Origin of the sequence: Streptomyces sp. G5(2025) (genome assembly GCF_049542075.1) — a bacterium.
GTDB lineage: Bacteria > Actinomycetota > Actinomycetes > Streptomycetales > Streptomycetaceae > Streptomyces.
Map to the genome: position 1 here is coordinate 815,767 of NZ_JBMUZT010000006.1, position 16,661 is coordinate 832,427.

A 16,661-nucleotide genomic window follows, 5' to 3' on the forward strand; every position below is an offset into this window, starting at 1 on the left:
GCCTAGCGCGCCGCGTGGACGGTGATCCGCGCCCCGGGGCTGAACTTCTCCAGGAGCTCGGCGAGCTCGGCGCCCGCGGCTTCGAGCCCGGCGTCCGGCCCCATGCCCTCCAGTAGGAAGATCGCGTTCACCGACTCCTCGGTGAGGCGGGTGCGCGGCCCCTGGCGCCAGTTCCAGCGGCGGCAGGTGACGCCCTCGTCGTCGCACCACACGACCTCGCCCGCGTCGGGGTGCTCGACGACCCGCTCCCCCGCTGAGGCGGTCACGAACTCCTCGGCGCCGGTGGCCCGCACCAGCCGCATCCCGCCCTTGATCAGGTCCAGGTCCTCGCCGCCGACCGGGATCAGATGGGCCACGCTGATCGCGTTGTAGACGTCGACGAGGACGTTGATCCGGGGCAGCCCGCCGTCGGCGAGCGCGCGCTTGGCCAGGGCCTCGGCCGAGTTGCGGGTGCGCGAGGGCTTCGCGCCGAAGGCCGTGTAGGCGGCGCGCCAGGCGGCCATGTGCGGGTCCTCGTGCGGGGCGCGGCCGTCGAGTCGTACGGCAAGCCGGCGCGCCGCCTCGTCGAGGAGGGCCGAGCTGTCCTCGGTGCTCGGCCCGTTGACGAGGCCATGCGCCTCGATGGCGACGTGGGTGAAGCCGGGCGCGAGGGTGCTCACCTCGTCGGAGACGGTGAGGGTCAGGGGCGCGTTGGTCATGGGCTGCCTTGCTGCGTCGTGGCTCGTCAGAGCGCGTCGGGAAGGTTCTCCCACAGGTGCGGTCGGTCCGGGGCGTTCTTCAGGGCGCCCAGAACCGCCGGGTGCGGTGCAGCATAGAGTACCGGATAGTCCACTTCATTGGACTCGATATCGGGCGGGAAGGCCAGCCGCTCCCCGGACAGGGAGAACTGGGCATCGACCCCCGGTTTGTTGCCGCGGCAGTCCTGCCGATGCCAGGCTCCGTGGAAGCGGACGGCGACGAGCCCGTGGACGCAGTGCCCCGTCCCGGCGTCATAGGCCAGCCGCTGATAGCAGAGCGCGGTGGGGATGTCCTCGGCCCGCAGCAGTGCGGCCAGCGCGTGGGCCTTGGCGTGGCAGATGCCGGTGCCCTGCTCCAGGACGTCCGAGGCGCGCCAGGTGACGCGCAGGTCGCCGCTGTCGGCGGAGTGCGGGATGACGTCGCGCACGTATTCGTAGGCCGCCTGCGCGTATACGTATGAATCGGCGGCTGTCTTGGCGAGGCGCGCCGCGGTCTCGCGTACGAGCGGATGACGGTGGTCGATGACCTCGTCGGCCGCCAAGTAAGCGGACAGGTCAGGGTTGTCCTGGATCAGCTGCATGGCTCGGGAGCATAGGAATGCGACCGACCGTAAGTCAATGCCTTTACGGTCGGTCGCATATCTATGCAGTGCCCCTTGTGGGACTCATGCAGGCCGAGTCAGCGCGCCATCTCTTCCTTCAGCGCCGCCAGGAAGCCGTCGACGTCCTCCTCGCGGGTGTCGAACGCGCACATCCAGCGCACGTCGCCCGCCGCCTCGTCCCAGAAGTAGAAGCGGTACCGCTTCTGGAGCCGCTCGCTCACGTCGTGCGGCAGGCGCGCGAAGACGGCGTTGGCCTGGACCGGGTAGAGGATCTCCACGCCGTGCACGGAGCGGACGCCCTCGGCCAGGCGCTGCGCCATCTCGTTGGCGTGCCGGGCGTTGCGCAGCCACAGGTCCTTGCCCAGCAGGGCCTCCAGCTGCACGGAGACGAACCGCATCTTGGACGCCAGCTGCATCGACATCTTGCGCAGGTGCTTCATGTGGCGCACGGCGTCCTGGTTGATGACGACGACGGCCTCGCCGAACAGCGCGCCGTTCTTCGTGCCGCCGAGCGACAGGATGTCCACGCCGACCGCGTTCGTGAACGTCCGCATGGGTACGTCGAGCGCGGCCGCCGCGTTGGCTATCCGCGAGCCGTCGAGATGCACCTTCATGCCGAGCTGGTGAGCGTGGTCGCAGATCGCGCGGATCTCGTCCGGTGTGTACAGCGTGCCCAGCTCGGTGTTCTGCGCGATCGAGACGACCTGCGGCATCGCGCGGTGCTCGTCGTCCCAGCCGAACGCCTGCTTGTCGATCAGCTCCGGGGTGAGCTTGCCGTCGGGTGTGGGGACGGTGAGCAGCTTGATGCCGGCCATGCGCTCGGGGGCACCGCCCTCGTCCACGTTGATGTGCGCGGACTCGGCGCAGATCACCGCGCCCCAGCGGTCGGTGACCGCCTGGAGCGCGACGACGTTGGCGCCCGTGCCGTTGAACACCGGGAACGCCTCGGCGGTCGGGCCGAAGTGTCCCCGGATCACCTGCTGGAGGTGGGCCGTGTAGTCGTCCTCGCCGTACGCGATCTGGTGCCCGCCGTTGGCGAGGGCCAGGGCGGCCATGACCTCGGGGTGCGCGCCCGCGTAGTTGTCGCTGGCGAAACCGCGCACGTCGGGGTCGTGGTGACGCCGGGCGTCGGTCTTCGGAGGATTCACGGCGTCCTTGACGGCAGCGGTCACGGCTTCTCGGTCAGCCACAGGCGGTTTCCGTTCACTTCACCGGCGGGCCGCTCCCAGACGTCGGCGATGGCCTCGGCCAGCTCCGTGACGTCCGTGAAGCCCGCGAACTTCGCGTTGGGCCGCTCCGCGCGCATCGCGTCGTGCACCAGCGCCTTGACCACCAGGATGGCAGCCGCCGCGCGCGGGCCCTCCTCGCCCCCCGCCTTGCGGAAGGCGTCGGCGAGGGCGAGCGTCCAGGCCTCGGCGGCCGCCTTGGCGGCTCCGTACGCCGCGTTGCCCGCGGTCGGCTTGGACGCGCCCGCCGCGCTGATCAGCAGATAGCGTCCGCGGTCGCTGCGGCGCAGGCCGTCCTCGAAGGCGAGGGAGGTGTGCTGCACGGTGCGGATCAGGAGCTTCTCCAGGAAGGCCCAGTCGGCGGGGTCGGTCTCGGCGAAGCTCTTGCTGCCGCGCCAGCCGCCGACGAGGTGCACCAGGCCGTCGATCCGCCCGAACTCCTTCTCCGTACGCGTCGCCCAGTCGCGGGTGGCGTCCAGATCCAGCAGATCGACCGTGTCCCCTATGACGGTGGCACCGCCGTGCGCGTACCGGGCGGCGTCGACGGCCTCGTGCAGGCGCAGCGGATCGGCGTCCGACGCCACGACCGTGGCGCCCGCCTCGGCCAGCCTCAGCAGCACCGCCCGTCCGGCGGGGCCGCCGGCTCGGCCACCGCGACCACGGCTCCATCGAGTGCGGACATGGTCCTCGCCTCCTCCTGGCGGCCGCTCACGCGGCGACCTTCTCGGCGTTCGCGGAAGCGGTGATCCCCTTGGTGGAGGCGATCACGTTCTTCAGCTTCTTGGAGAGCGCCTCATAGAACATGCTGAGCGGAAACTCGTCAGGAAGCACCTCGTCGACGAGCTTGCGCGGCGGCAGCGAGGTGTCCAGGGCGTCCGGGCCCTTGGCCCAGCGCGATCCGGGGTGCGGGGCGAGGTAGGTGGAGACCAGGTCGTAGGCGGCGAACCAGTGGACCAGCTTGGGGCGGTCGATGCCGGCCCGGTAGAGGTCCTCGATCTCGCCGCACAGCTGGTTGGTGACCTGCGGCGCGCGCTCCCAGTCGATGGTCAGCTTGTTGTCGGTCCAGCGGACCACGTCGTGCTGGTGGAGGTAGGCGAAGAGGAGCTGGCCGCCGAGCCCGTCGTAGTTGCGCGTCCGGTCCCCGGTGACGGGGAAGCGGAACATGCGGTCGAAGAGGACGGCGTACTGCACGTCGCGGCCGTGCCGGTTGCCCTCGGCCTCCAGCTTCACGGCCTCCTTGAAGGCGGTGAGGTCGCAGCGCAGCTCTTCGAGGCCGTACATCCAAAACGGCTGGCGCTGCTTGATCATGAAGGGGTCGAAGGGCAGGTCGCCGTGGCTGTGGGTGCGGTCGTGGACCATGTCCCACAGCACGAACGCCTGCTGGCAGCGGTCCTGGTCGCCGACCATGTCACGGATGTCCTCGGGCAGTTCGAGCCCGAGGATGTCCACGGCGGCCTCGGTGACGCGACGGAAGCGGGCCGCCTCCCGGTCGCAGAAGATGCCGCCCCAGGAGAAGCGCTCGGGGGCCTCGCGGACCGCGATGGTCTCGGGGAAGAGGACGGCCGAGTTCGTGTCGTATCCGGCGGTGAAGTCCTCGAAGGTGATGCCGCAGAACAGCGGGTTGTCGTAGCGCGTGCGCTCCAGCTCGGCCAGCCACTCGGGCCAGACCATGCGCAGCACGACCGCTTCGAGGTTGCGGTCGGGGTTGCCGTTCTGCGTGTACATCGGGAAGACCACCAGGTGCTGGAGGCCGTCCCGGCGGTTCGCCGCGGGCTGGAAGGCGAGCAGCGAGTCCAGGAAGTCCGGCACCTGGAAGCCGTCCTGCGCCCAGCGGCGCAGGTCCGTGACGAGGGCGCGGTGGTAGGCGACGTCGTGCGGCAGCAGCGGGCCGAGCTGCTCGACCGCCGAGATCACGCGGTCCACGGCGAGTTCGGCCACGGCTTTCGACGGGGCTCCCTCGGCTGCGAAGTCGATGGAACCGTCCTTCGACTGCCAGGGCCTGATCTCTTCCACGGCCTCCTTGAGCACCGGCCACGCAGGGTGGTCCACCACCCGCTCTTCAGCGGACGGAACCGCACCCTCGGTACCCGCCTGCACAAGAATTTCCGTCATGTCCCACCTTCCACGGGAGAACCTCGCGTATGGACACCGTATGCGTGCCAGGTTCTCCGCGACAAGGGGGGCCTCGGGAAATTATCCTGCGGCACCCCCTCCTTCACCGCTGTTTTTCCTGCCCTTCACGGTTGACGCGATCGCTTCTGCCACGCCATGGAGTGCCTCCTCGGCTTCGGGCAGCAGTTCGGGGAACCCTACGAAACCGTGGAACATGCCCGGCCAGTGACGTCCGGTCACGGGTACGCCGGCCGCGCGCAGTCGGTGGGCGTAGGCGAGGCCTTCGTCGCTGAGCGGATCGCAACCGGCGGTGACGAGGTGCGCGGGCGGCAGTCCGGCGAGGTCCGCCGCCCGCAGCGGGGAGGCGAGGGGGTGGGCGCCGTCGCCGTCCGGTCCGAGGTACTGCTGCCAGAACCAGCGCATGTGCGCGGCGGTCAGGAAGCAGCCGGTGGCGTTCTCCCGGTAGGAGGCGGTGCTCTGGGAGGCGTCGAGCACGGGGTAGATCAGCACCTGGCGCGCGATGGCGGGGCCACGCGGATCATCGCGGGCCTTGAGCGCCACGGCCGCGGCGAGCCCGCCGCCGCTGCTGTCCCCCGCGACGACGAGCGCGCCGGGCGCCCCGCCAAGCACCGCGCACGCGTCCGCGGCCCAGCACAGCGCGGCGTACGCGTCGTCGACGGCGGCCGGGAAACGGTGCTCGGGGGCGAGGCGATACCCGACGGAGACGACCACGGCACCGGACCGCACGGTCAGTCTGCGTGCTGTGGCGTCGTAGCTGTCGAGCCCGCCGAGCGTGTAGCCACCGCCGTGGAAGAAGACGACGGTGGGGTGGGGACGGGGGAAACGCTCGGGATCCGGGAAGTACGCGCGTACGAGGACTTCCGCGGCAGCGGGGGCGGGGGTACGGGCCGGCACCTCCGCCACACCCGCCGGGCACGCTTCCGGTATGCCTGGAATATTCCGCTCCACGACCGCCCCCACAGCGAGCGAGACCTTCCGGGAAACGGGGGCGGCTGCGAGGATGCGGCGCGCCTCGGCGGCGTCGGTGACGGTGCCGCCGAGATCGGGAAAGGCGGCACTCAGGGCGGTGACGAGGGGGCGGGCGGCGGGCGACATGCGGGCGACACCGCCGCGCGGGGCGGGGAGCTCGCCGGGAGCGCCGGCCCGTTCAGCCACGGGCCCGCGCGGGACGAAGGGCTCGGTGGGGCCGCCGGGCACCCGGGGTGGAGTGGGCTCCCGCGTCAGGGCGGGTGCTCGGGGCGAGGCGGGTGCTCGGGGTGGCGCGGGGGGATCGGGGGCGGCAGGGCTTGGGGCGGGCGGGGGCCGGCGTTCGGTGGGCGTCACCGCTGCGCCGCTTCCTGGGCGCGGAAGTGCGGGATGACCTTCTCGCCCCACTGCCGCAGTGTCTCCAGGCACGCCTCCTGCGGGACCGTGCCCATCTGGATGAGGCACATGATCTCGTCGGCCCCGGCGTCGCGCAGCCGCTCAACGTAGGCGATGGCGTCGCCCGCGGTGCCGTACGCGTGGTCGGCGTTGAAGGTGGCCGTCGCCGTCGGGCGTACCGGAATGTCGTGTTCGTGGAGGCGGGCGACGACCTGCTCGGCGGCCTCGCGCATCCGGGCCGCCTCGTCACCGCCTTCGACGACCGCCTCGTCGGGGAGGCCCGCGCCGCCGTACCAGTGCCCGATGGACTGCGCGAAGAACCGCTGCCCCCGGATGCCGACACGCCGCGCCGTCTCCCGGTCGTCGAGCACGATCGTCGGGCAGAGCACGGAGAAGTGGTCGTTGACGACGCTCGACACCCGGCGCGCGCCGGTGCGGGCCGCGACCGCCGCGTCGTACGCCTGTCGCATCCCGGCGATCGCCTCGGGCCCCGCGAAGCCCATCACGAGCGCCCCGATGCCGAGTTCGGCCGCCTGTGTCAGGGTCTCGGTCCTGCTACAGGCGAGGAAGAGCGGTGGGTGCGGGGTCTGCTTCGGGCGCGGCAGGATCGGATGCGGGCCGATGTCGAGCAGCTCGCCGTGGTGCTCCAGCTCCTCCTTCTCCCAGGCCTTGCCGATGACGCGCAGCGCCTCCTCGACCTCCTGGGTGGTGCGTTCCTTGTCGACGCCGCACAGCGAGGTCTCCTGCTCGGTGCCGCCCCGTCCGGCCCCCAGGTCGAGGCGGCCGCCGGAGAGCAGATCCAGCATCGCGGCACGCTCGGCGACCCGCGCCGGGTGGTTGAAGTTGAACGGCATGCAGACCACGCCGTGTCCGATCCTGATGGTGCGGGTGCGTGCGGCGACCCAGGTCAGGAAGATCTCCGGGGCGCTCATGTGCGCGTACCACTTGAGGGAGTGGTGTTCGACCGCCCAGACGCGGTCGAACCCCATCTCCTCGGCGAGCACGGCCTGCTCGACGCTGTCGTGGATGACCTGATGCTCGCGCTCTACGGTCGGGTCGGCGAGCTGCGCCTCGAAGATGACGGAGAACTTCACGTGCCCTCCAGGGAGTTGTGCGTCTGCGACGCCTCTGCGGTGTCTCCGCGGCGTGGCCCGGGTTTCGGGTCCACACTTCGAACACCCGCTCACTTCCAACAGTCATATGACTAACCGTCAGGTGTGGAAGTGGCAAGGCTTCGCACAGGCTTTTCCCTGCGAGGCGACGACTGCCATGCGCTCCGGCCGGGCCGGATCAGCCGCGGGGCAGGTCCGCCCGCACGGTCTTGCCCTGGGGGCCCGTGCTCACGCGGACCGCGAGGGCGAGACTGCGCACCATCGGCCAGCCGAAGCCGCCGGTGCCTCCCGCCAGGTCGGGCGTCCGCTCGCGTGGCGGCCGTGGATCGGCGTCGGTGACGGCGACCGTGATGGCGTCCCGGCGCGCCACCAGACGCAGCGAGCAGGACTCGCCGCGCGCGTGCCGTACGGAATTGGTGACGAGTTCGGAAACGGTGAGTTCCACGCTCGCGGCGGCCTGCTCGTCCAGGGCAGGACTGAGGCCGTCCAGGAAGACACGGGCGAATTCCCGGGCCCGTGGGATGACTTCCGGCCTTTTGTCGAAGACCTTGCGGTCCAACGGTTTGACGCCGGGCTGTGAATGGTCCGTCCTCATACGCCCCTCCTCGATCAGGGGTGGACTGTACGAATGGGTCTCTTGCCCCCGAACCCGACTTCTTAACGTGCTCGCGCCGAGCCGTGTGGCCGGCGTCACGGAACGTCCTCATGTCGGAACTGACATGAAGTATTTGAGGAGGGGTAGGCGCTGGCTCACCGGTCCACAGGGGACGAGGAGGCCGGTGGACAGGGAGGTAGACATGACGATGGCCACTGGAACCCAGACGGACACCGGCATCACGGAACTGCCGGAGGTGGTCGATCCGCAGGCGGTGACCCCCAAGGATTCGCGCGCCTTGTCCCAGTTGTTCTTCGATCAACTCGCGGTGTTGGAGGAGGGCACGGCCCAATACCAGTACGTGCGCAACACCCTGATCGAATTGAACATGTCGCTGGTGCGTTACGCGGCAGGCCGTTTCCGTAATCGCGGTGACGAGATGGAAGACATCGTCCAGGTCGGCATGATCGGTCTGATCAAGGCCATCGACCGATTCGAGCTCTCCCGCGAGGTGCAATTCGCGACGTTCGCGGTGCCCTATATCGTCGGTGAGATCAAGCGTTTCTTCCGTGACACGTCCTGGGCGGTCCACGTGCCGCGCCGCCTGCAGGAGGCCCGGGTCGAGCTCGCCAAGGCCACCGAGGAGCTGAGCAGCCGCCTGGGCCGCTCCCCCACGGTGGACGAACTGGCCACCCTGATGAATCTGACCCCCGAGGAAGTCATCGAGGCCCGGCTGGCCTCCAACGGCTACAACTCGTCCTCCCTCGACGCCGTCCTGCACGGCGACCCCACCGACGAGACCCCCCTGGCCGACTTCATCGGCGCGGTGGACCCCTCCCTGGAACTCGTCGAGGACTTCCATTCGCTGGCCCCCCTGGTCGCCGAGCTCCCCGAGCGCGATCGGGAGATCCTGCGCCTGCGCTTCGTGGAGGAGCTGACCCAGTCGCAGATCGGCGAGCGTCTCGGCGTGTCCCAGATGCAGATATCCCGCCTGCTCTCCCGCACCCTGGCGACCCTGCGCAAGGGGATGGTCCCCGCCGACGCGTGATCCCTCCGACGCGTGATCCCGGCGACGCCTGATCCCGCCCACCCTGATCCCGCCGACGTATGCGGCGGGCTGTCACCCCCTGCGGTGCAGAAGCGCCGAGAGGTGATGCTGCAAGGGCTGGCCCACGGCCGCGAGGTCGTGGACGAAGGTCAGGGCGTCGGGGCCGGTCAGGGCGTAGCGGCGGCGGGTGGCGTCGACCTTCTTCGCGGTGGGCGCGAGGGCGACCTCTTGGGTGGCGAGGTCCACCGTGTCGCCGTCCGCGTGGCCGACCGCGATCTCCGCGATGCCGGTGGGCTGGGTGATCAGCGCCTCCACCCGGCCGTCGGGCTTGAGCCGCCACCAGCCGCTCTCGCGGGCCGAGGGGCGCAGCGGCCGGCCATCGGCGTCGACCAGCCAGGCCCTGGCCTCGTAGTGCAGGAAGGGCCGGCCGTCGTGACTGAAGGTGACCTCCTGCGCGTACGCGAAATCCGCGTCGAGCGTCGGATACTCGCCGCGCCCGCTGCCGTGCCAGGTGCCGAGGAGGCCGAGCACGGGGGTGAGCAGCGCGTACGGGGCGGGCGCCTGGCCGGGGCGGTGGGCGTCGGGGTACGGGTGCTGCGGTGCGGGGTCGGACACGGTGCGTGCTCCTGACATCGAGGGCGGGGCTGGGCTGGGCAGGTGCCGGGGTGCAGCCTAGACGCGGGCCGCCCGCGCTCCGACCGGGGGCGGCCGAACCGCCGTACATGACCGTGCCGTTGGGCCGTAGGTTGTGCGACGTACAGTTCACACTTCGGCTGAGACGGCGGACGTACCATGACCGACCAAGCTGCGGCGCCCGGACCGGTGGCGCACCAGACGATCGACACCTCGGTGCCGCACTCGGCCCGGATCTGGAACTACTGGCTGGGCGGGAAGGACAACTACCCCGTCGACGAAGAGGCCGGCGACGCGTACAGCGCCGTCTTCCCCGGCATCGTCGCCGTGGCCCGCGGCAGCCGCGCCTTCCTGCGCCGGGCCCTCACCCATCTCGTCGGTGAGGCGGGCATCCGGCAGTTCCTGGACGTCGGGACGGGTCTGCCGACCGTGGACAACACCCACGAGGTGGCCCAGCGGCTCGCCCCCGAGAGCAGGATCGTCTACGTCGACCACGACCCGATGGTCCTGGCGCACGCCCGAGCCCTGCTCACGTCCACCCCCGCGGGCGCGACCGCCTACGTAGACGCCGATCTGACGGAGCCCGACCGCATCCTGGCCGCGGCGGCCGCGACGCTGGACCTCACCCGGCCCACCGGTCTGATCCTCAGCAACATCCTGGGCCACGTCGCCGACCACGCCCTGGCGCGCTCCGTCGTCACCCACCTGATGGGGGCGCTGCCCTCCGGCAGTTTCCTCTGCCTCAACGACGGTTCGCGGGGCGTCGACGCCGCGTACGAACACGCCCAGGACGCCTACAACGAGTCCGGCGCACTCCCCTACTACCTGCGCCCCGTCGACGAGATCGCGGCATTCTTCGACGGCCTCGAACTCCTGGACCCCGGAGTCGTGCCGGTCACCCTCTGGCGGCCGGAGGCGGCCTCTCCCGCCCCGGAGCCGATCGGCGAGCACGGCGGCCTCGCCCGCAAGCCCTGACCCGGCCCTGCTCCAGCCTCGGCCAAGCCCTGCCCGGGCCCCGGCGGTGGGCCGCAGGAGTGACACACGCGACGGCCGGGACGCCGGAACTTCGGTCGGTGAGGGGGGCGCGCTACCTATCGGTACGGGGTACACGACGCAGCGAGCCCCACTGTCCAGCCGAGAAGGAGCACTGTCATGGCGGCCAAGGCGAACGAGGCGACGTCGACGGACGTCGTCGAGCTGATCCTCGACGACCACCGGCGGATGGAGGACCTCTTCCGTGAGATGCGCAGCGTGGAGGGCGACCGGGCGGGGGCCCTGCGGGAGTTCGCCGGCCTGCTCATCGCGCACGCGCTCGCCGAGGAGGCCGAGGTCTACCCCGCGCTCAAGCGCTACCGGGACATCGAGAACGACGAGGTCGAACACGGCGTCGAGGAGCACGAGGAGGGCAACAAGGCGCTCCTGGCCCTGCTGGAGGTCGACGAGGTCGGCTCCGACGACTGGGACGAGAAGCTGGAGCAGCTCGTCGAGGCGGTCACCCACCACGCCGACGAGGAGGAGCGGACGATCCTCAACGGCGCGCGCGAGAACGTCGCCATGGAGCGCCGCGAGGAGCTGGGCGCGGCGTTCACCAAGGAGCGCGCCACGCAGCTCAAGGCGGACTGCGGGAACGTCGAGAACGTCCGTCGCGTCGTGAAGTCCTGAGCACGGCGCCCACCGAGACCCGAAGCAGTCCCGCGCGCGGCGCCCCGGCGGTTGGTTCAGTCGTGGACGGGCGGCCAGACCGGGCGCTGCGCCCGCGGCAGTTCCGCCAGGGCGTGGCCGACCGTGCGGTGGCTGGGGAGCAGTTCGGAGCTGCCGGTCTGCGCGAGCAGCTCCGTCAGCCGACGGCCCGCCCCGGCCAGGAGGAGCTTGCCGTCGCGGCGGTCCAGCAGCCACCGCATGGCCAGCAGGCAGTTGAGCCCCCGCGAGTCGCAGAACGACAGGGCGGTGGTGTCCAGGACCAGATGCCGGTGCCCCGCGTCCACGCAGGCACCGAGCGTGCCGAGGAAGAGCGCCTCGCCGCTCTGGTCGAGTTCGCCGGTGACACGCAGCACCACGCAGTCGTCGCAGCTCGCCAGCTCCGTGATCGTCAGACGATGGATCTGCGTGGCCATCGGCGCCTCCGTCTCTTCGCGGCGCCACCCTACGCCCGCGACGCCCGGTGATCGGCACTCTTATGGAGGAGTGTGCCCCGCATCTTGCGGGGCAGCGGAGCGGGAGGTGTTTTCTCGGCGGACCGGTCCTCGGTCCGCGCGGCGGCCGCTCAGTAGACGCCCGGTAGTCGCCGGGCCTGGACCGGTCCGCGGCTACGCTGGTCGGGTCACCACCGCGCGGGCGGGCTCGGACCGCGGGGCGGAGCGGCCGAGGGAGGGTGCGTGGACGGGGGCACGGTAGGACTGCGGGTCGCGTCGGCGGTGCTCGCGCCGCTGCTCAAGCGGTTGCTGCTGCCCGCGGCGAAAGCGCCGGGAGCGTCGTACCAGGAGCGGCCGATCCCGGTCAGGCGCCTCATGGCCTTCTCCCGCGAGCACCGCACGCTCAGCGAGGACGATCTGCACCGGATCGCCCGCGAGCTGGTGCGCCGGGCGGTGCGGGCCGCCGGTCCCTACGACCCGCCGGTCGGCGCCGACGAGAAGGACGCCGTGGCGCTGGCGCTGACCCGCACCCTGCACGCGCTCGGCGACCTCGACATGGACGACGTCCAGGCGTTCGCGCTGGGGCCCGAGGAGCTGGCCGCCGAGCTGTCGAGGCGGGCGGGGCCCGAGACCCGCAGGCTCCTCAGCGACGACGCCGCGCGCTTCCACGACCGGCTCCTGGAGACGGCCTGCGTCCATGTGGTGCGGTTCTTCAGCGAGCAGCCGGGGTTCGCGGCGCGCACGCAGGTCGAGCAGAGCCGCGAGATCCGCGAGCAGAGCGAGCGGCTTGAGCGGATCCTGGAGCGGCTTCCCGACGTCTCCGCGCAGGACGCCCGGTTCGAGGAGGAGTACGCCCGCTACGTCGTCCAGTACCACGGCAGGCTCACCATCCACGGCGTCGACCTGCGTGAGCCCGCCGGCCAGGAATGGCCTTTGGAGGCGGCCTACTTGAGCCTGGAGGCCACCCCCCAGCGCGAGCCGGTGGACGCGGCGCCGATGGCGGACGGCGAGCCGGCCGAGCGTGCGGCGGCGCCGGTGGAGACCGCCCTCGCCACCCACGACCGGGTCCTGCTGCGCGGCGTGGCCGGGACCGGCAAGACGACGCTCGTGCAGTGGCTCGCCCTGACCACGGCGCGCCAGGACCGGGTGCCGGGCGCCCTGTCGCAGCTGCTGGGGCGCGTGCCGTTCGTCCTGCCGCTGCGCGCGCTGGCCCGCAAGGGCGCCGACCTGCCGATGCCCCAGGACTTCCTGCGCTGGATCGACTGCCCCCTGGTCGGCACCGAGCCGGACGGCTGGGCCGCGCGCGTGCTCCGACACGGCCGCGCGGTGATGCTGATCGACGGCGCGGACGAGATCCCGAGGGGTGAGCGCGTCCGGGTCAAGGCGTGGCTCAAGAGGCTCCTCGCGGTCTTCCCCGGCAACCTGTGGCTGCTCACCTCGCGCCCCTCCGCCCTCGAACCGGGCTGGCTGCGGCATGAGGGCTTCCACGAGTTCACGCTCAGCGCGATGCGCCCCGCCGACATGCGGCGGTTCATCGAACGCTGGCACGCGGCGGCGGGAGCGCCCGCACGCCTCGGTGAATCGCTGACCCTCGCGCTGCGCAGCAGGCCCGAGCTGAGCCGCCTCGCGACCAACCCCCTGATGTGCGGGCTCATCTGCGCCCTGCACCGGGAGCGCCGCGGCTTCCTGCCGCGCGGCCGCGCCTCGTTGTACGAAGCCGCGCTCGCCATGCTCCTGGAACGGCGCGACGTGGAGCGTGAGGTGTACGGCGGCGTCGGCGGCACACCGCAGCTGGACCAGAAGTCGGCCACCGAGCCGCTGCGCCGTCTCGCGTACTGGCTGATCCGCAACGAACGCACCCAGCTGGACCGGGCGGACGCCGTCGATGTCGTACGCCGCCTGATGCCCTCGGTGGAGCGGCTCGCGGAGATCGGCGAGGCGGAGGACGTCCTCCAGCTGCTCCTGGAGCGCTCCGGGTTGCTGCGCGAACCCGCCCACGGCGCCGTCGACTTCATCCACCGCACCTTCCAGGACTTCCTGGGCGCCCAAGCGGTCCTGGAGGAGCGGGACATGGGCATGCTGGTGAACAACGCCCACCTGGAGCAGTGGGAGGACGTGGTGCAGATGGTCGTCGCCCAGGCCCGTCATCACGAGCGCGGCGAGCTGCTCACCCGGCTGCGCGAGAGGGGTGAGCGGGAGCGTGACCCGGCCGTCCAGGCGCGGCTGCGGCTGCTCGCGCTGGCGTCCCTGGAGCAGGCCACCAGTGTGGCGCCCGCGGTGCGCGAGGCCATCGAGGGCCAGGCGGCCCGCATGGTGCCGCCGCGCGGTCTGCGCGAGGCCAGGTCCCTGGCGCAGACGGGGCCGCTGCTGCTCGGCCTGCTGCCGGGCGCGGCGGAGCTGACGGGCGACGAGGAGCTGGCCACCGTCCACGCGATCTGCCAGATCGGCGGGGACGCCGCCATCCCCCGCCTGAGGGAGTTCCTGCACACGGGCCAGGCGGCCGTACGATCTCAACTGCTGGACCACTGGGACCGGTTCGACCCCGAGGTGTACGCCGAGGAGATCGTGCGGCCGCTCCTGGCGATCGCGCCCGACGAGACCGTCACCGTCCGCTCGCACGCGGAGCTGGACATGCTGCGCACCATGTCCGGGTACCGGCGCGTCAGCCTGCGGGGTGACTTCACGCCGGACGACATCCTCTGCGCGCTGGACGCCGGTCAGGTGCGGGAACTCCAGCTGCGCGACCTCCTCTCCCTCGGCTCGCTCGACGTGCTGTCCGGCTTCACCGCCCTGGAGTCGCTCGGGCTGCGCGGCTGCCGCAACGTCGAGGGCCCCGGGCCGCTGACCCGGCTGCCCGCTCTGCGGCGGCTCGCGCTGCGGGACCTGCCCCGCTTCGAACCGCTGCGCGAGCTGGCCGGCTGTGCGCGGCTCGACACGCTCCTGATCGGCGCCGCCGTGCCCTGGCGGGGCCTTGCCGACCTGCCGTGCCCCGAGCGGCTCCGGGTCCTGTCGCTGCCGCCGACGGCCACCCGCCTCTCCGACATCGCGGGCTGCACGAGCCTCGTGGAGCTGCGGCTCCAGGAGGCGAGCGAGCGGCTGACGCCCGACTCCTGGGGAGCGCTCCTCGGCGACCTTCCCGAGCTGCGTACGCTCACGCTGACGTCGGCGCAGCTGAGCCTGCTGCTGTTCGCGCCGCGTACGCGACTGCCGCAGATCACCCGGCTGAACGTACAGGCGGGGGCGGGTGCCGCGGTGCCGTTGCGCCGGATCTCCCTGCGGCTGCCCGGTCTTGAGGAGGTCCACCTCACGGAGGCGGCCGAGGTCGACCTCGGCTCACTCGCCGCGCTGCCCCGGCTGCGCCGGGTCCGCCTCGACTACCCGGGTGACGTGAGCGGAGCGGAGGCGCTCTCGTCCGGCGTCGAGCTCTCCGTCCATCCACAGCCCTGATCAACGGACTGACATCGGGCATGTGCTACGGGTAAGTTCTGTGTTTCCAAGCACAGTTGAAAAGGAGCGGCACTACGGAGGCGGGGCCAGTCGGATGGACAGAGCGGAAGACGTGCCGCTGTACGGCAGGGACCCGCTCCTGCGCGCGCTCGTCCCACGGCTGACCGGCCTGAAGTACGACGAGCGCGCGCGGACGGCGCGGGAGTTCCAGCACGACCTGCCCGTGGTGCTGCTGACGGGACGTCATGGCATGGGGCGCAGCGCGGTGTTGCGGGAGCTCGCGGCCCACTACCGAGGGCGGCTCCCCCTGGCCCACATCCGGGTGGCGCCCGAAGGTGCCGGCGCCTTCTCCCTGGCGTCACATCCAGGGGGCGGCGACACCGGCGGTCATGTCGCCACCGGCCTGGTCGGCCTCCTCGCCGAACTGGCACGCCAGTTGGCTCCGTCATACCGGCGCCCCTTCCCTGTCCTGCTGCCCGGCCTGTTCGCGGTGTCCAGCTGGGACCCGGGCGACGGCGCCGAGCGGGACGCGGCCTGCCTGCGCCTCGCCCGGCTGCTGATCGCCTGCCGTATGGCCGACGAGCCCGAGCAGGACGTACGCCGGGCATGGGCGGCGGCGGTCGAGGCCCGCGTGGGACCGGGGGCCTCGCGTGCGCCCGGCGCCCCTGGTGGCGCAGCGGCGAGCGTCTCCCGCGCCCTGCACGCCGAGTACACGCACCGGTACCGCTCGGGGGCCGAGCGGGACTGGTACCGCGCTCGCTATCCGCAACTCGCCCGGGACACCGACTCCTTGGCCCTGCTCGGCGACTGGTACCACCAGGGCGGGGACTACCGGCGTGCGGTCGAGCGGACCCTCGTGGCGGCGTTCCGCCACGATGTCGCCGGGGCGTACGGCCGACTACAGCGCTGGAATCGCGAACCATGGCCGCTGGTGCTCCTGGACGACGTACACCTGCCGGCCGGGCGGTGCTTTGTCGACCTGCTCCTGGAGCACCGGGCGACGCCCGAGGCCCCCGAGCGCGAGGAACTGGTCGTCGTGGCCACCCGGCTCGGTGAGCCACCCGGCAGCGACCCCGGCCCCGTCCGCCGCGAACTGCCCGACCTGGTGCGGGCCTCCGGTTGGGAGCGCCGCGGCACCGCCCCCTCCGCGGGCCTGCTCACCGTGCCCCTGACACCGCTGAGCCGCGACGACGTCCTGCCGCTCCTTGAGGCCGGCTCGGCCGGCGCCCCGCTCCACCCCTACCTCGCCTCCGCCCTGCACACGCTGACCGGCGGCCACCCCGCGGCCACCGCCATGCTCTGCTCGGCGGTGCGCGCCGCGACCCGGGCGGGCCGCGCCGTGGCCCCCCGGGACCTCCTCGAACTGTCCGCGCCGGACGGCCGTCCCGTCGGCGAGGCGCTGTTGGAGCGGCTGCTGCCGGACCGCCGCCAGCGGGACCGGCTGACCCTCCTCTCCCTGGCCAGGGACAGCACGGCGGCCGAGGCGCTGGCGACCCGGCTGCGCCTTGAGGGCCCCGAGCAGCTGCCGGCGAACGCGGTCACCGACTACCTGGAACAGCAGCACTGGCAGCACCTCACGCCGCCCGAGAGCCCGCTGGTGACCGATCCGCTGCTCCAGAGGCTCCTGGTGCACG

General features: G+C 71.9%; 14 protein-coding genes and 1 pseudogene. 4 read left to right on the forward strand and 11 right to left on the reverse strand.

The features are described from left to right. Positions 1 to 2 precede the first annotated feature (2 nt). From ACOBQB_RS14450 to ACOBQB_RS14485, 8 genes and pseudogenes are all read right to left on the reverse strand, one after another. The gene (locus tag ACOBQB_RS14450) at positions 3 to 698 is read right to left on the reverse strand and encodes a B3/4 domain-containing protein (protein WP_423592016.1); all 696 of its coding nucleotides are present in this window, start codon (positions 696 to 698) and stop codon (positions 3 to 5) included. A 26-nt stretch (positions 699 to 724) separates the two neighbouring features. Beyond that, entirely contained in the window at positions 725 to 1,318 is a 594-nt protein-coding gene (locus tag ACOBQB_RS14455; RefSeq protein ID WP_423592018.1) for a transglutaminase domain-containing protein, read from the reverse strand. A gap of 98 nt (positions 1,319 to 1,416) precedes the next feature. Next, the gene (locus tag ACOBQB_RS14460; RefSeq protein WP_423598476.1) at positions 1,417 to 2,487 is read right to left on the reverse strand and encodes a threonine aldolase family protein; all 1,071 of its coding nucleotides are present in this window, start codon (positions 2,485 to 2,487) and stop codon (positions 1,417 to 1,419) included. A gap of 20 nt (positions 2,488 to 2,507) precedes the next feature. Further along, positions 2,508 to 3,247: pseudogene (locus tag ACOBQB_RS14465) on the reverse strand (SDR family NAD(P)-dependent oxidoreductase). Between the two features lie 26 nt (positions 3,248 to 3,273). Beyond that, positions 3,274 to 4,677 (reverse strand): DUF6421 family protein, encoded by a 1,404-nt coding sequence (locus ACOBQB_RS14470; RefSeq protein WP_423592020.1) that lies wholly within the window; start codon positions 4,675 to 4,677, stop codon positions 3,274 to 3,276. An 81-nt stretch (positions 4,678 to 4,758) separates the two neighbouring features. After that, a complete protein-coding gene (locus tag ACOBQB_RS14475; RefSeq protein WP_423592022.1) occupies positions 4,759 to 5,853 on the reverse strand; it encodes an alpha/beta hydrolase in 1,095 nt (364 codons plus the stop codon). A 164-nt stretch (positions 5,854 to 6,017) separates the two neighbouring features. Continuing rightward, entirely contained in the window at positions 6,018 to 7,154 is a 1,137-nt protein-coding gene (locus tag ACOBQB_RS14480; RefSeq protein ID WP_423592024.1) for an LLM class flavin-dependent oxidoreductase, read from the reverse strand. A 196-nt stretch (positions 7,155 to 7,350) separates the two neighbouring features. After that, a complete protein-coding gene (locus tag ACOBQB_RS14485; protein WP_423592026.1) occupies positions 7,351 to 7,767 on the reverse strand; it encodes an ATP-binding protein in 417 nt (138 codons plus the stop codon). Positions 7,768 to 7,969: 202 nt separating this feature from the next. Between ACOBQB_RS14485 and ACOBQB_RS14490 the strand changes: the two genes are divergently transcribed. After that, positions 7,970 to 8,815 (forward strand): RNA polymerase sigma factor SigF, encoded by an 846-nt coding sequence (locus tag ACOBQB_RS14490; RefSeq protein WP_423592027.1) that lies wholly within the window; start codon positions 7,970 to 7,972, stop codon positions 8,813 to 8,815. A gap of 72 nt (positions 8,816 to 8,887) precedes the next feature. Here ACOBQB_RS14490 and ACOBQB_RS14495 read toward each other — a convergent pair whose 3' ends face one another. Further along, positions 8,888 to 9,430, reverse strand: coding sequence for an FABP family protein (locus ACOBQB_RS14495; RefSeq protein WP_423592029.1), 543 nt, complete (start codon positions 9,428 to 9,430; stop codon positions 8,888 to 8,890). A gap of 177 nt (positions 9,431 to 9,607) precedes the next feature. Here ACOBQB_RS14495 and ACOBQB_RS14500 point away from each other — a divergent pair, with 177 nt between their 5' ends. Both ACOBQB_RS14500 and ACOBQB_RS14505 read left to right on the forward strand, forming a co-directional pair. Continuing rightward, positions 9,608 to 10,423, forward strand: a complete 816-nt coding sequence (locus ACOBQB_RS14500) for an SAM-dependent methyltransferase (RefSeq protein WP_423592030.1) — start codon at positions 9,608 to 9,610, stop codon at positions 10,421 to 10,423. A gap of 177 nt (positions 10,424 to 10,600) precedes the next feature. Then, positions 10,601 to 11,110 carry a hemerythrin domain-containing protein gene (locus ACOBQB_RS14505; protein ID WP_423592032.1) on the forward strand — a complete coding sequence of 170 codons (510 nt, stop codon included), beginning with the start codon at positions 10,601 to 10,603 and terminating at the stop codon, positions 11,108 to 11,110. 56 nt (positions 11,111 to 11,166) lie between these two features. Here ACOBQB_RS14505 and ACOBQB_RS14510 read toward each other — a convergent pair whose 3' ends face one another. After that, positions 11,167 to 11,562, reverse strand: coding sequence for an STAS domain-containing protein (locus ACOBQB_RS14510; protein WP_423592034.1), 396 nt, complete (start codon positions 11,560 to 11,562; stop codon positions 11,167 to 11,169). 261 nt (positions 11,563 to 11,823) lie between these two features. On the opposite strand from ACOBQB_RS14510, the gene ACOBQB_RS14515 reads away from it, so the two are divergent. Beyond that, a complete protein-coding gene (locus ACOBQB_RS14515) occupies positions 11,824 to 15,027 on the forward strand; it encodes an NACHT domain-containing protein (RefSeq protein WP_423592035.1) in 3,204 nt (1,067 codons plus the stop codon). Positions 15,028 to 15,925: 898 nt separating this feature from the next. Here ACOBQB_RS14515 and ACOBQB_RS14520 read toward each other — a convergent pair. Continuing rightward, positions 15,926 to 16,660 carry a hypothetical protein gene (locus tag ACOBQB_RS14520; RefSeq protein WP_423592036.1) on the reverse strand — a complete coding sequence of 245 codons (735 nt, stop codon included), beginning with the start codon at positions 16,658 to 16,660 and terminating at the stop codon, positions 15,926 to 15,928. Position 16,661: the final 1 nt, after the last annotated feature.

Coding starts and splice junctions, on each gene's coding strand:
- ACOBQB_RS14450 (WP_423592016.1), bottom strand. CDS start 698: ATGACCAACGCGCCCCTGACCCTCACCGTCTCCGACGAGGTGAGCACC.
- ACOBQB_RS14455 (WP_423592018.1), bottom strand. CDS start 1,318: ATGCAGCTGATCCAGGACAACCCTGACCTGTCCGCTTACTTGGCGGCC.
- ACOBQB_RS14470 (WP_423592020.1), bottom strand. CDS start 4,677: ATGACGGAAATTCTTGTGCAGGCGGGTACCGAGGGTGCGGTTCCGTCC.
- ACOBQB_RS14485 (WP_423592026.1), bottom strand. CDS start 7,767: ATGAGGACGGACCATTCACAGCCCGGCGTCAAACCGTTGGACCGCAAG.
- ACOBQB_RS14490 (WP_423592027.1), top strand. CDS start 7,970: ATGACGATGGCCACTGGAACCCAGACGGACACCGGCATCACGGAACTG.
- ACOBQB_RS14500 (WP_423592030.1), top strand. CDS start 9,608: ATGACCGACCAAGCTGCGGCGCCCGGACCGGTGGCGCACCAGACGATC.
- ACOBQB_RS14505 (WP_423592032.1), top strand. CDS start 10,601: ATGGCGGCCAAGGCGAACGAGGCGACGTCGACGGACGTCGTCGAGCTG.
- ACOBQB_RS14510 (WP_423592034.1), bottom strand. CDS start 11,562: ATGGCCACGCAGATCCATCGTCTGACGATCACGGAGCTGGCGAGCTGC.